The sequence below is a fragment of the Burkholderia sp. MSh2 genome (assembly GCF_000731655.1).
Taxonomy (GTDB): Bacteria; Pseudomonadota; Gammaproteobacteria; order Burkholderiales; family Burkholderiaceae; genus Burkholderia; species Burkholderia paludis.
Genome location: NZ_JPGM01000004.1, coordinates 201,688 through 214,291, shown reverse-complemented (window position 1 = coordinate 214,291; position 12,604 = coordinate 201,688). Strand labels below are relative to the sequence as shown.

The window sequence follows — 12,604 nt, the reverse complement described above, 5'->3', positions numbered from 1 at the left end:
CGGCAGACAGCCGCCCGCGCGTGGCGCCGCTCAAACGCTTGCCGTCTGGCGGATTTCCTGCAGCAGGTAGCCGAAACCGCGCACCGTGACGATCTCGACACGGCACTGCTCGAGTTTCTTGCGCACCCGGTGCACGTAGACTTCGATCGCGGTGTCGCCGAGATCGCCACCGAAGTGCGTGAGGTGATCCTGCAGCTGGGCCTTGCTGACGACGCGGCCATGACGCAGCAGCAGCATCTCGAGCACCGCGAACTCGCGCGGCGACAGTTCGAGCGGCTTGTCGTCGTTGAAGATGCGGCGGTCGACGCCCGACAGGCGGACGCCGCCGAGTGACACTTCCGGACGCGGCATGTCGCTGTGCGGGCCGCTGCGGCGCATCACCGCGCGGATGCGCGCTTCGAGCTCGGCCGGTTCGAACGGCTTGAGCATGTAGTCGTCGGCGCCCGAGTTCAGGCCCTGGATGCGGTCGTTCAGCTCGTCGCGTGCGGTCAGCACGATGACGGGCGTGTGGCGGTTGGTCTGGCGGAAACGCGTGAGCAGCGTCATCCCGTCGATGCCCGGCAGGCCGAGGTCGAGGATCACGAGTTCGTGGCGGTTCTGTGCCAGCGCCTGTTCGGCAAAAATGCCGTCATGCACCATGTCGACGGTGAAGCCAGCCTGCTCGAGGCTGCTCTGGATACCGCGTGCGATGGGGCGGTCGTCTTCGATCAGAAGGAGTCGCATGAAGTTCGCTCAAGTACAATGGGTTGGCGGTTCAGGCACGCGGACAGCACGACGCCGTTTCCACAGGGGCGCCGCAACACCTGACATCAAGCATGGCGGCCAGCGAACGATTAAATCCAATCATGTCCGATATTTCGATCAACGACTTAGAAGCCGCGATCAATTTCTGGCGCGCCCGCTCGCCGTCGAGCGGCGACGAACTCAAACTCTGCGAAGAGGCCAGCGCGCTTTCCAAGCCGTATGCGCTGCTGATTGTACAGCGCCAAAGCGCGCTGCAACTGGAAGGTTTGGACCCCAAGGCACGGAAAGCATACGAGACTTACGTGCGCCTTAAGGATGGCTTGGAAAGCTGAAGGCTTTCGCTAAGTACATCCTAGAAAACGTTCATCGAAATGAAAAGTTGACGCGCCGCGCGTCGAAAGACGCGCGGCGGTAGAGGAACGACTCAGGCGGCCGGTCGCGCGTGCGCGCCGGCACGGTCGATGAACAGGGCCAGTTCGATGTCGCGTTCGGTCAGGCCGTCGGCATCGTGGGTCGACAGTGTGACGTCGACGCGGTTGTACACGTTGAACCATTCCGGATGGTGGTCCATTTCCTGCGCCTTGATCGCAACGCGCGTCATGAAGCCGAACGCTTCGTTGAAATCGGCGAAGCGCAGGCTGCGCTGGATTGCGTCGCGGCCCGGCACGGCCGTCCAGAGCGGCAGGCCTTCGAGCCGGGTCTTGCGTTCTTCTGATGTGAGCTTGTGGATCATCTTGCACCTCTCGTTCGGTAACGGCGCCCGCGCGCGACTGCGCCGCGCGGCGCAGCCGGCACCGGTCATTGTTTCATAGTTGTGGAACGGCCATCCGGGGACGGCCAGCCGGCAGCCGGCAGCTGGCCGACGCGCGTTGCCGCGCGGGTGTCACACGTCGGCGTCGTCGGGCCAGCCTGCTCCCGTGCCGCGGTGCAGCACGCGATCGGTGCCGAGCACCGTGCCGGCCGCGAATTCGGGCAGCGACGCCAGCCGGTCGGCCAGTGCGCGGCCGTCGACGCCGGCGAGCGCGAACAGCTGCGCGAAATCGTCGATCACGAAGTAGGTTTTCTGGAACGTGTCGATCCGGTACTTCGTGCGCATCACGCGTTCGAGGTCGAAGCCGAGCCGGTTCGGCGCCGCGCTTTCGAGGCTGTACAGGCTTTCGCCCTTGCTGGACACGATCCCGGCGCCGTAGATCGACAGCCCGTTGGCGCCGCGCGGGTCGCGGATCAGGCCGAATTCGACCGTGTACCAGTAGAGTCGCGCGAGCCGCGCCAATGCGGCTTCGTCATCCGCGACCGCCAGCGCCGTGCGGCCGTACGCCTGCATGTAGTCGGCGAATACGGGGTCGATCAGCAGCGGGACGTGGCCGAACAGGTCGTGGAAGCAGTCGGGCTCCTGCAGGTAGTCGAGCTGGTCGGGGCGGCGCATCCACCAGGTGACCGGAAAGCGCCGGTTCGCGAGGTGTTCGAAGAACACGCGGTCCGGCACGAGGCCCGGCACCGCGACGATTTCCCAGCCCGTCGCCGGCTCGAGCTGGCGGTTCACGTCGGCGAACGACGGCACGCGATCAGCCGGCAGGTCGATCTTCCCGAGCCCCGCGACGAACGCGTCGCAGGCGCGCCCGCGCAACAGCGCCGACTGGCGTGCATAGAGCTGCTTCCACACCGCGTGATCGACCTGGCCGTAAAGCGCGAGCGGCTGGTCGATGGTGAAATCCGCGCGGGTTTCGAGGCCCGCGTCGAACTGCTCCTGCAGTTTCGCGGTGACGACGGTGGACATGATCAGGCTCTGCATGCTGTGGTTGGGAACCATGCAAGTGTAGAGCGGGTGGAGCGCGGAAAGGGCGCAATATTGGCGCGTTTTGGCTTGTTGATGCGATAATCGCGCATCAAATCACGAATCAATGCGGAGAATTCTCATGGTGGAACTCGATCACTTCGATCTCGCGCTGCTGGACGTGCTGCAGCGCTCCGGTCGCGCGACGCATCAGCAGCTCGGCGAGGAGGTGCCGCTGTCGCCTTCGCAGATCGGCCGGCGGCTGCAGCGGCTCGAGGCGGCCGGCGTGATCGAGGGCTACCGTGTGATGCTGCGGCCCGAAAGGCTCGGGCTCGGCGTGACCGCGTTCACGAGCCTGAAGCTCAAGCACCACGGCGATTCGATCATCGAGCAGTTCCAGCAGCAGATCGACGTGCTGCCCGAAGTGCTCGAATGCCACGCGGTGGTGGGCGATGCCGACTACCTGCTGCGGATCGTCGCGCCCGACCTGAATGCGCTGTCGCAGTTCGTGATGAAGAAGCTGATGCGTGTGCCGGGCGTGGACAGCGTGCGCTCGAACATCGTGCTGACGACCTTCAAGCGCAACGGCGCGCTGCCGCTCGCGCACCTGGCGCCCGGCGCCGCCTGACGCGGCGGGCGGACCGGCGCGCGCCCGTTGCCGCAGGGAACCGGCCGCGGCGGTGCGTCCTGCGCCGCCGGGTTCAACGCCGGATCACGCGGATTCGTGCTGCGTGTCGGCGTTCAGCAGGTCGACATACGCGACCGCGACGAGATCGTCCGGCGACACGCCGAGCTTCGCGAATACGTCGTGTGCTTCGGCTTCGCCGCCGGCTTCGTCGTCATCGGGGCCGAGCAGGACTTCCAGTTCGATGAAATCGCCGAGGCCGTCGACGCGGTCGAGGTGGATGCGCGTGCGGCCCGCGAGATACACGTGCCGTTCCTTCGTCACGATCCCGCGCGTGGTCAGCGCGGTGGCGAGCAGCGCATGCATCGCGTCGGGGTTCGTCACCGGGCTGCGCGTGTAGTACGACGCCTTCGGGCCGTCGCGGTCGTCGCGCTGGTAGAAGATCAGCTCGGCCGGCGTGCCGTCCTCGAAGCGGCGCAGCTTCAGCCGACCGCGCGGCACGTCGTAGAAGAAATCCTGCTGGCGGTAGAACAGCGGCGCTTCGGTCGCGAGCCTGGCCGCCTGTTCGCGGAGCAAGTCGAATTCACGGGCGCGGGCTTTGATCTCGATGTTGCGGGCCATGCGGGTCTCCTTCGATCGGGGTCTCGCGGTGTGCGAACGCACAATCTAGCAAAAACGCGGGGATGGTGGCGTGACGGCGGGCCGGGGGCGCGGCGAGATGACGCGCGCGGGCCCGGCCGGCCATCATCAGCATCGCTCATATCGCCCACTGGGCTTCGATCAGCCGCAGCGCGGCCGCGATCGCCGGTTCGTCGCGCCGCTCGGCGAGCGTGACGAACGTCAGCTCGGTCGGCACCGTCACGTGCTCGACGATCGTCAGCGCATGCGCGTGCGCTTCGGCCAGCGCGATCGCGTCGCGCGCGAGCGTCAGCCCGATGCCCGATTTGACGAGATCGAGCATCGACTGCTCCTGGTCGACCTCGGCCACCTTCACCGGCTGCGCGCCGGCGTTCGCGAAGCGCCGCGACAACAGCCGGTGGTGCGCGGACGCCGGCGGCGTCCAGATCCACGGCAGCGCCGCGAGCGCCCGCCAGTCGTGCGCGCGATGCACGCGCTCCTTCCAGCCGGCCGGCGCGAGCACGCGATACTGGAAATGCGTGAGGGTGACGGTCTGGAACTGCGCGCCGTCGAGCGGATCGTGTTCGCCCGGCCGGCCGATGTAGTAGCCGACGTCGAGCGTCTGCGCGCGCACCTGTTCGATCACCCAGCCCGACATCCCGTGCCGCAGCGCCGTCTCGATCTGCGGATGGGTCTCGACGAGCGCGCGCAGGAAGCCGCCGAGCCGCAGGAAGCCGGGATCCAGGATCGTGCCGATCCGCAGCCGGCCGCGCACCTCGTGCCGCAGCGCAGCAGCGGCGCGCTGCACGTCGGCGGCCGCGGCGAGCGCGCGCTCCGCATGCGGCAGCAGCGTCTGGCCGTCGCGCGTGAGCGCGAGCCCGCGCGACGTGCGGGTGAACAGCGCCACGCCCAGGGTTTCCTGCAGATGCTTGATCTGCAGGCTGACGGCCGGCTGCGTCAGGTGCAATTGCGCTGCGGCGCGCGTCAGGTTGCCTTCGCGCGCGACCGTCGCGAACGCTCGGAGCAGGGTGAGATCCATCGTCGTGATATGAGCGCGGCTTATAACGCAGTTCAGCATAACTCATTGGATCGGCGCCCGGCAGCCGGAGTACGCTTCGTCGGGTCGTGGCGTGCGGTGTCGCAAGCGCGGCTCGCGACGCACTATGCTGGAAAGGACGCGTGGTATCGCGCTGTGCGGTGCATAAGGACGAGAGTTGTATCGGATGGGTGTGGGGCTGAAGGGTTGGCTCCAATTCAGGCGTGCAGTGGGGGCGGGGTAGTGCGGAGGTGCTGACGTGGGTTGGCTGCCGTGGGGATGGAGTAGGTGCTGAAGCGCCAGCTTCATCCCGCGACGCCATGCGGCGCGCGTAAGCGCTGAAGCACTAACGCGGATCGACCGCCGTGGGGATGGAGTAGGCGCTGAAGCGCCAACTCCATCCAGCCACGCCATGGGACCCGCGTAAGCGCTAAAGCGCTAACGCGGGTCGACAGGAGACACAAAATGACAACAGAACGAACGCTGGAAGTCGAATTCGACTACGTAATCGTCGGCGCAGGCACCGCGGGTTGCGTACTCGCGAACCGCCTGACCGAGGATCCCGACATCCGCGTGCTGCTGCTGGAGGCAGGCGGCAAGGACGACTATCACTGGATCCATATCCCGGTCGGCTATCTGTATTGCATCGGCAACCCGCGCACCGACTGGCTGTACAAGACGCAGCCCGAAGCAGGGCTCAACGGCCGGGCGCTGTCGTATCCGCGCGGGCGCGTGCTCGGCGGCTGCTCGTCCATCAACGGCATGATCTACATGCGCGGCCAGCGAGAGGATTACGACAGCTGGGCGCAGGAAACCGGCGATGCCGGCTGGTCATGGGACAGCGTACTGCCGATCTTCAAACGCAGCGAGGATCATCACGCCGGCGCAAGCGACGCGCATGGCGCAGGCGGCTTCTGGCGGGTCGAGAAACAGCGGCTGAGCTGGGAAATCCTCGATTCGTTCGCCCAGGCCGCGCAACAAACCGGCATCCCGGCAACCGACGATTTCAACCGCGGCGACAACGCCGGGGTCGGCTATTTCGAAGTCAACCAGAAACGCGGCGTGCGCTGGAATACCTCGAAGGCGTTCCTGCGGCCCGCGATGGCGCGCCCGAACCTGACCGTGATCACCGGCGCGCAGGCCCGGCGCGTGATCTTCGACGGGCGGCGCGCGGCCGGCGTCGAGTATCGCGGCGACGGCACCGACTACGTCGCGCGGGCGCGCTCGGAAGTGCTGCTGACGTCAGGCGCCGTGAATTCGCCGCAACTGCTCGAACTGTCGGGCGTCGGCGACGGCCGGCGGCTGCAGGCGCTCGGCATCGACGTCGTGCAGGATCTGCCGGGCGTCGGCGAAAACCTGCAGGATCACCTGCAGTTGCGCATGGCGTTTCGCGTCGAAGGCGTGCGCACGCTCAACACGCTGTCCGCGCACTGGTGGGGCAAGCTGATGATCGGCGCCGAATATGCGCTGCTGCAGCGCGGGCCGATGTCGATGGCGCCGTCGCAACTCGGCGCGTTCGCGAAATCCGATCCGGACGATCCGGCGCTCACGCGCCCCGATCTCGAATACCACGTGCAGCCGCTGTCGCTCGACCGATTCGGCGAGCCGCTGCACAGCTTCAACGCGTTTACGGCATCCGTGTGCCACCTGCGGCCGACGTCGCGCGGTAGCGTGCACATCGCGAGCGCCGACCCGGGCAGCGCGCCCGTGATCGCGCCGAACTACCTGTCGACCGATCACGATCGCCACGTCGCCGCGAACGCACTGCGCCTCACGCGCCGGATCGCCTCCGCGCCGGCGCTCGCGCGCTATCGCCCCGAGGAAATCCTGCCGGGCGCGCGGTACCGGAGCGAGGCCGAGCTGATGGAGGCGGCCGGCGCCGTCGGCACGACGATCTTCCATCCGGTCGGCACCTGCCGGATGGGGCGCGCCGACGACGACCGCGCGGTGGTCGACAGCCGGCTGCGCGTACGCGGCCTCGCGGGGCTGCGGATCGTCGATGCATCGGTGATGCCGTTCATTACGTCGGGCAACACCAATTCGCCGACGCTGATGATCGCCGAGCGCGCGAGCGACATGATCCGCGCCGATCGCCGCGCGGCACGCGATGCGGCGCCGGTGCGACCGGAGGCAGTGACGGCCCCGTGACGGAACGCCGACATGCGCGCCAGCGGCCCGTCATGATGATGCCCGCTGATTCGCTATGCGAAACAAACATGCTGCCTTCGTATCGACCGTGCCGATGGCATCGGTTCGACGGGCAGGATTGCCGCAGGCCGTGCCTCCGCGCGGCTTTTTCGTTGCGTGCCCGCGGGCCCGCGTGAAGGGGCGAAGGGCGATGACGCACGCGTCGAAAGACAGGGCGAAAAATCGTGCACAGCCGCATGCGGCATGGCGGACAGCCCTATAAGTGCAAATCCCGATGATTGCACTGCACCAACGGCGAGACAATGTGGCGCAGCGTGCATACGCGTCGGCGCGGGAGACCACCCTCGGGGCGTGACACGGCGCCCCGGGGCAGCCCGCTCATCCGCTGACCTGTTTCGCGGCCGCTTGCGCGAATCTTCCCGGTGCTTCGCCTGACTTCGTACGGAAGGGAACATGATTCTCGGCGACACGATTCTCGAAACACGCGGACTGACCAAGGAGTTCAGGGGCTTCACGGCCGTCAACGGCGTGAACCTGCGGGTGCGTCGCGGTGCGATCCATGCGCTGATCGGGCCCAACGGCGCGGGCAAGACGACCTGCTTCAACCTCCTCACCAAGTTCCTGACGCCGACGGCCGGGCAGATCGTCTTCAACGGCATCGACATCACCGACGAGCGGCCCGCGCAGGTCGCGCGGCGCGGCATCATCCGTTCGTTCCAGATCTCGGCCGTGTTCCCGCACCTGACCGCGCTGCAGAACGTGCGCATCGGCCTGCAGCGCGCACTCGGCACCGAATTCCATTTCTGGCGCAGCGAACGCACGCTGAAGCGGCTCGACGATCGCGCGATGGATCTCCTCACGCAGGTCGGTCTCACCGATTTCGCGCACGTGCCGACCGTCGAGCTTGCATACGGCCGCAAGCGCGCGCTGGAGATCGCGACCACGCTCGCGATGGAACCCGAACTGATGCTGCTCGACGAGCCCACGCAGGGGATGGGCCACGAGGACGTCGACCGCGTGACCGCGCTGATCAAGAAGGTCGCGAGCGGCCGCACGATCCTGATGGTCGAGCACAACATGAACGTGATCGCGGGCATCTCCGACACGATCACCGTCCTGCAGCGCGGCGAGGTGCTGGCCGAAGGCTCGTATGCGGAGGTGTCGAAGAATCCGCTCGTCATCGAGGCCTACATGGGCAGCGCCGATGCGGCGCTCGCGGGGGCGCACGCATGAAGCACAGCGAACGGGAGGAACGCGAATTGAGCGGCGTCGAAAGCGGTACGCCCGCGCTGGAGATCACGGGCCTGGAGGCCTGGTACGGAGAATCCCACATATTGCACGGCGTCGACCTGACCGTGCATCGCGGCGAGGTCGTCACGCTGCTCGGCCGCAACGGCGCGGGCCGCACCACGACGCTGCGCGCGATCATGGGCCTCACGGGCCGCCGCAGCGGGTCGATCAAGGTCGCGGGCAACGAAACGATCGGCCTCGCGACGCACCGCATCGCGCATTTCGGCGTCGGCTACTGCCCGGAGGAGCGCGGCATCTTCTCGAGCCTGTCGTGCGAGGAAAACCTGATGCTGCCGCCGCCGATCGGGCCGCGCGAGCACGCGATGTCGCTCGACGAGATCTACGCGATGTTCCCGAACCTCGCGTCGCGCCGGCAGAGCCAGGGCACACGGCTGTCCGGCGGCGAGCAGCAGATGCTCGCGGTCGCGCGGATCCTGCGCACCGGCGCGAACCTGCTGCTGCTCGACGAGATCTCCGAAGGCCTCGCGCCGGTGATCGTGCAGGCGCTCGCGCGGATGATCGTCGCGCTGAAGGCGCGCGGCTACACGATCGTGATGGTCGAACAGAATTTCCGCTTCGCCGCGCCGCTCGCCGACCGCTTCTACGTGATGGAGCACGGCAGCATCGTCGAGCATTTCCAGGCATCCGAACTGGAAGGGAAGATGCCGACGCTGCACGACCTGCTCGGGGTGTGACGCCGCTCCGTATCCCTTGCCGCTAGCCGTGGCGGCCCTCGAATAACCACAACGCATCAGAACAACAGGAGACGTCAATGAAAATGAAGACCCTCGCGCACGCCTGTCTCGCGCTCGCGACCGCCGCGTTTGCCGCCGGCGCCGCGCAGGCCGCGGATACCGTGAAGATCGGTTTCATCACCGACATGTCGGGGCTTTACGCGGACATCGACGGGCAGGGCGGCCTCGAGGCGATCCGCATGGCGGTTGCCGACTTCGGCGGCAAGGTGCTCGGCAAGCCGATCGAGGTCGTCTATGCCGATCACCAGAACAAGGCCGACATCGCGGCGTCGAAGGCGCGTGAATGGATGGATCGCGGCGGGCTCGACCTGCTGGTCGGCGGCACCAACTCGGCCACCGCGCTGTCGATGAACCAGGTCGCGGCCGAGAAGAAGAAGGTCTACATCAACATCGGCGCGGGCGCCGACACACTGACCAACGAGCAGTGCACGCCGTACACCGTGCATTACGCGTACGACACGATGGCGCTCGCGAAGGGCACCGGTTCGGCGGTGGTGAAGCAGGGCGGCAAGACGTGGTTCTTCCTGACCGCCGACTACGCGTTCGGCAAGGCGCTCGAGAAGAACACGTCGGATGTCGTGAAGGCGAACGGCGGCCAGGTGCTCGGCACGGTGCGCCACCCGTTGTCCGCGTCGGATTTCTCGTCGTTCCTGTTGCAGGCGCAGTCGTCGAAGGCGCAGATCCTGGGCCTCGCGAACGCCGGCGGCGATACGATCAACTCGATCAAGGCCGCGAAGGAGTTCGGCATCACGAAGACGATGAAGCTCGCCGCGCTGCTGATGTTCATCGACGACGTGCACAGCCTCGGCCTCGAGACGACGCAGGGCCTCGTGCTGACCGACAGCTGGTACTGGAACCGCGATTCGGCGTCGCGCCAGTGGGCGCAGCGCTACTTCGGCAAGATGAAGAAGATGCCGTCGAGCCTGCAGGCGGCCGATTACTCGTCGGTGACGACCTACCTGAAGGCGGTGCAGGCCGCCGGCACGACCGATTCCGACAAGGTGATGGCCGAGCTGAAGAAGATCCGCATCAACGACTTCTACGCGAAGGGCTACATCCGCACGGACGGCAGCATGATCCACGACATGTACCTGATGGAAGTGAAGAAGCCGTCGGAATCGAAGGAGCCGTGGGACTACTACAAGGTGCTCGCGACGATTCCGGGGGAGCAGGCGTTCGCGACCAAGCAGGAATCGCGCTGCGCGCTTTGGAAGTAAGCGCGGTTTGGCGGCGCGCGAACGGCGCGCCGTCAGGCGGCAGCGAAGCGCCCGCTGCGCCGCCCGCGTACGCAATGCCATAAGGTTGCATGCGCAACGAAACTCATTCTGACGGCTAAGTCGATGGAAATCTTTGGCATTCCGTTGCCGGCGATGCTGAGCCAGTTGCTGCTCGGGCTCGTCAACGGCTCGTTCTACGCGATCCTGAGCCTCGGGCTCGCGGTGATCTTCGGGCTGCTCAACGTGATCAACTTCGCGCACGGCGCGCTGTTCATGCTGGGTGCGATGCTCGCGTGGATGGGGCTGTCGTATTTCGGGCTGCCTTACTGGGCGATGCTCGTGCTGGCGCCGCTGGTCGTCGGCGCGTTCGGGATCGTGATCGAGCGCTCGATGCTGCGCTGGCTGTACAAGCTCGATCACCTGTACGGGCTACTGCTGACGTTCGGCCTCACGCTGGTCGTCGAAGGCGTGTTCCGGTCGATCTACGGCTCGTCCGGCCAGCCGTACGACGTTCCGTCGCAGCTTTCCGGCGCGACCAATCTCGGCTTCATGTTCCTGCCGAACTACCGCGCATGGGTGGTGGTGGCGTCGCTCGCGGTATGCCTCGCGACGTGGTTCGTGATCGAAAAGACGCGCCTGGGCGCGTACCTGCGCGCCGGCACCGAGAACCCGAAGCTCGTCGAGGCGTTCGGCGTGAACGTACCGATGATGATCACGCTCACCTACGGCTTCGGCGTCGCGCTCGCCGCGTTCGCGGGCGTGCTGGCCGCGCCGGTGATCCAGGTGTCGCCGCTGATGGGCCAGCCGATGATCATCACCGTGTTCGCGGTGGTCGTGATCGGCGGGATGGGCTCGATCCTCGGCTCGATCGTCACGGGCCTGCTGCTCGGCGTGATCGAGGGCTTCACGCGGGTGTTCTATCCCGAAGCGTCGGCCACCGTCGTGTTCGTGATCATGGCGATCGTGCTGCTGTTCCGCCCGGCGGGCCTCTTCGGCAAGGAAAAATGATGCAGAGAAAAGTGCTCTACGGCGTGCTGCTCGCCGCGCTGCTCGCCGCGCCGTTCATCGGCGCGTATCCGGTGTTCGTGATGAAGGTGCTCGCGTTCGCGCTGTTCGCGGCCGCGTTCAACCTGCTGATCGGCTATACGGGGCTGCTGTCGTTCGGCCATGCGATGTTTCTCGCGACGGCCGGCTATGCGACCGGCTATTCGCTGCAGACGCTCGGTTTCACGCCGGAGCTCGGCGTGCTGGCGGGCACCGTCGCGGCGACGCTGCTCGGGCTCGTGGTCGGGCTGTTCGCGATCCGCCGGCAGGGCATCTACTTCGCGATGATCACGCTCGCGTTCGCGCAGATGGTCTACTTCATCTACCTGCAGGCGCCGTTCACGCACGGCGAGGACGGCCTGCAGGGCGTGCCGCGCGGCCATCTGTTCGGGCTGCTCGACCTGTCGGACGACGTCGCGCTGTACTACGTGGTGCTGGCGGTCGTCGTCGCCGCGTGCGCGTTCATCGTGCGGGTCGTGCATTCGCCGTTCGGCCAGGTGCTCGTCGCGATCAAGGAGAACGAGGCGCGCGCGATCTCGCTCGGCTACGACACCGACCGCTTCAAGCTGCTCGCGTTCATCCTGTCGGCCGGGCTCGCGGGGCTGGCCGGCTCGCTGAAGGTGCTCGTGCTGGGCTTCGAGACGCTCTCGGACGCGTACTGGACGATGTCGGGCCTCGTCGTGCTGATGACGCTTGTCGGCGGGATGGGGACGCTGTTCGGGCCGCTGCTGGGCGCGGCGCTGATCGTCGCGCTGGAAGACCGGCTCGGCGACATCGGCGAATGGCTCGCGTCGACGACGGGCATCGCGTGGTTCCACTCGCTGGGCGAATCGGCGACGATCGTCACGGGGCTGATCTTCATCGCGTGCGTGCTCGCGTTCCGGCGCGGCATCGTCGGCGAAATGGTCGCGCGGATCAAGCCGCTCAGGGCCTCCTGAGTGCGTGCCGCACAGGCCGCCGCGCGTTGATGCGAAGCACCATCCGGCGTGCTCCTGAAGGGTGTCGCAACCGGCTCGACACGGCGCCGCGCGGCTGGCTGGCGCCCCATTTTCGTGCGGCGATGCACCATAGGGGTAAATGCTAAGTTGTCGCGATTTGAAAGGTCCTTTAATCTTCGTCCCAGTTCTGATGCACCGCGAAACGAATTTGCAGGTGGAGAACGAGGAGACAATCGAGGCACAAAGTGCCCGGACCCCAAAGCGCTGTTGGACGGAATCCAACAGCGCTTTTTCATTTTTGTGCACGGATTTTCACCCGTGGTGCATCGACCTGCGCCGTTTCCGTGTTCCGCGCCTGCGTTCGCACCGCGCTTTTGCCGCGCCATTTCCGCGCATCGTCGCACCTCCTGTTTTC

At 66.5% G+C, this 12,604-nt stretch carries 13 protein-coding genes; 8 read left to right on the top strand and 5 right to left on the bottom strand.

Going from position 1 to position 12,604, the window contains the following annotated elements; genetic code table 11:
* Positions 1-30 precede the first annotated feature (30 nt).
* Positions 31-723 carry a response regulator gene (locus tag GQ57_RS03445; protein ID WP_006401494.1) on the bottom strand — a complete coding sequence of 231 codons (693 nt, stop codon included), beginning with the start codon at positions 721-723 and terminating at the stop codon, positions 31-33.
* 122 nt (positions 724-845) lie between these two features.
* On the opposite strand from GQ57_RS03445, the gene GQ57_RS03440 reads away from it, so the two are divergent.
* Complete coding sequence (locus tag GQ57_RS03440; RefSeq protein WP_031397105.1) at positions 846-1,076, top strand: DUF3717 domain-containing protein; 231 nt, start codon at positions 846-848, stop codon at positions 1,074-1,076.
* A gap of 92 nt (positions 1,077-1,168) precedes the next feature.
* Here GQ57_RS03440 and GQ57_RS03435 read toward each other — a convergent pair whose 3' ends face one another.
* Together GQ57_RS03435 and phhA are read right to left on the bottom strand one after the other, a co-directional pair.
* The gene (locus GQ57_RS03435) at positions 1,169-1,546 is read right to left on the bottom strand and encodes a 4a-hydroxytetrahydrobiopterin dehydratase (protein ID WP_265183103.1); all 378 of its coding nucleotides are present in this window, start codon (positions 1,544-1,546) and stop codon (positions 1,169-1,171) included.
* An 81-nt stretch (positions 1,547-1,627) separates the two neighbouring features.
* Complete coding sequence (gene phhA / locus GQ57_RS03430; RefSeq protein ID WP_034197098.1) at positions 1,628-2,521, bottom strand: phenylalanine 4-monooxygenase; 894 nt, start codon at positions 2,519-2,521, stop codon at positions 1,628-1,630.
* A gap of 139 nt (positions 2,522-2,660) precedes the next feature.
* Here phhA and GQ57_RS03425 point away from each other — a divergent pair, with 139 nt between their 5' ends.
* Positions 2,661-3,146: an Lrp/AsnC family transcriptional regulator gene (locus GQ57_RS03425; RefSeq protein ID WP_031397102.1), complete on the top strand. Its 486-nt coding sequence runs from the start codon at positions 2,661-2,663 to the stop codon at positions 3,144-3,146.
* Between the two features lie 84 nt (positions 3,147-3,230).
* Here the strand turns inward: GQ57_RS03425 and GQ57_RS03420 are convergent, their stop codons facing one another.
* Positions 3,231-3,764, bottom strand: coding sequence for a class IV adenylate cyclase (locus GQ57_RS03420; RefSeq protein WP_031397101.1), 534 nt, complete (start codon positions 3,762-3,764; stop codon positions 3,231-3,233).
* 136 nt (positions 3,765-3,900) lie between these two features.
* Complete coding sequence (locus GQ57_RS03415; RefSeq protein WP_034197077.1) at positions 3,901-4,800, bottom strand: LysR family transcriptional regulator; 900 nt, start codon at positions 4,798-4,800, stop codon at positions 3,901-3,903.
* A gap of 462 nt (positions 4,801-5,262) precedes the next feature.
* Between GQ57_RS03415 and GQ57_RS03410 the strand changes: the two genes are divergently transcribed.
* The 6 genes from GQ57_RS03410 (at position 5,263) to GQ57_RS03385 (ending at position 12,189) form a co-directional block, all read left to right on the top strand.
* Entirely contained in the window at positions 5,263-6,945 is a 1,683-nt protein-coding gene (locus GQ57_RS03410; RefSeq protein WP_031397099.1) for a GMC family oxidoreductase, read from the top strand.
* A gap of 453 nt (positions 6,946-7,398) precedes the next feature.
* The gene (locus GQ57_RS03405) at positions 7,399-8,178 is read left to right on the top strand and encodes an ABC transporter ATP-binding protein (RefSeq protein ID WP_006477266.1); all 780 of its coding nucleotides are present in this window, start codon (positions 7,399-7,401) and stop codon (positions 8,176-8,178) included.
* Complete coding sequence (locus tag GQ57_RS03400; RefSeq protein WP_031397098.1) at positions 8,175-8,930, top strand: ABC transporter ATP-binding protein; 756 nt, start codon at positions 8,175-8,177, stop codon at positions 8,928-8,930. The genes GQ57_RS03405 and GQ57_RS03400 overlap by 4 nt, the downstream gene beginning before the upstream one ends.
* Before the next feature lie 77 nt (positions 8,931-9,007).
* Complete coding sequence (locus tag GQ57_RS03395; protein ID WP_034197076.1) at positions 9,008-10,207, top strand: ABC transporter substrate-binding protein; 1,200 nt, start codon at positions 9,008-9,010, stop codon at positions 10,205-10,207.
* Positions 10,208-10,330: 123 nt separating this feature from the next.
* Positions 10,331-11,215 carry a branched-chain amino acid ABC transporter permease gene (locus tag GQ57_RS03390; RefSeq protein ID WP_031397096.1) on the top strand — a complete coding sequence of 295 codons (885 nt, stop codon included), beginning with the start codon at positions 10,331-10,333 and terminating at the stop codon, positions 11,213-11,215.
* Positions 11,215-12,189: a branched-chain amino acid ABC transporter permease gene (locus tag GQ57_RS03385; RefSeq protein WP_031397095.1), complete on the top strand. Its 975-nt coding sequence runs from the start codon at positions 11,215-11,217 to the stop codon at positions 12,187-12,189. Before GQ57_RS03390 ends, GQ57_RS03385 begins: the two co-directional genes overlap by 1 nt.
* The last annotated feature ends 415 nt before the right edge of the window (positions 12,190-12,604 follow it).

What these genes read in the sequence shown, in the direction of transcription:
- GQ57_RS03445 (WP_006401494.1), bottom strand. Translation starts at nt 723, where the DNA reads ATGCGACTCCTTCTGATCGAAGACGACCGCCCCATCGCACGCGGTATC.
- GQ57_RS03440 (WP_031397105.1), top strand. Translation starts at nt 846, where the DNA reads ATGTCCGATATTTCGATCAACGACTTAGAAGCCGCGATCAATTTCTGG.
- GQ57_RS03435 (WP_265183103.1), bottom strand. Translation starts at nt 1,546, where the DNA reads ATGACCGGTGCCGGCTGCGCCGCGCGGCGCAGTCGCGCGCGGGCGCCG.
- phhA (WP_034197098.1), bottom strand. Translation starts at nt 2,521, where the DNA reads ATGTCCACCGTCGTCACCGCGAAACTGCAGGAGCAGTTCGACGCGGGC.
- GQ57_RS03425 (WP_031397102.1), top strand. Translation starts at nt 2,661, where the DNA reads ATGGTGGAACTCGATCACTTCGATCTCGCGCTGCTGGACGTGCTGCAG.
- GQ57_RS03420 (WP_031397101.1), bottom strand. Translation starts at nt 3,764, where the DNA reads ATGGCCCGCAACATCGAGATCAAAGCCCGCGCCCGTGAATTCGACTTG.
- GQ57_RS03415 (WP_034197077.1), bottom strand. Translation starts at nt 4,800, where the DNA reads ATGGATCTCACCCTGCTCCGAGCGTTCGCGACGGTCGCGCGCGAAGGC.
- GQ57_RS03410 (WP_031397099.1), top strand. Translation starts at nt 5,263, where the DNA reads ATGACAACAGAACGAACGCTGGAAGTCGAATTCGACTACGTAATCGTC.
- GQ57_RS03405 (WP_006477266.1), top strand. Translation starts at nt 7,399, where the DNA reads ATGATTCTCGGCGACACGATTCTCGAAACACGCGGACTGACCAAGGAG.
- GQ57_RS03400 (WP_031397098.1), top strand. Translation starts at nt 8,175, where the DNA reads ATGAAGCACAGCGAACGGGAGGAACGCGAATTGAGCGGCGTCGAAAGC.
- GQ57_RS03395 (WP_034197076.1), top strand. Translation starts at nt 9,008, where the DNA reads ATGAAAATGAAGACCCTCGCGCACGCCTGTCTCGCGCTCGCGACCGCC.
- GQ57_RS03390 (WP_031397096.1), top strand. Translation starts at nt 10,331, where the DNA reads ATGGAAATCTTTGGCATTCCGTTGCCGGCGATGCTGAGCCAGTTGCTG.
- GQ57_RS03385 (WP_031397095.1), top strand. Translation starts at nt 11,215, where the DNA reads ATGCAGAGAAAAGTGCTCTACGGCGTGCTGCTCGCCGCGCTGCTCGCC.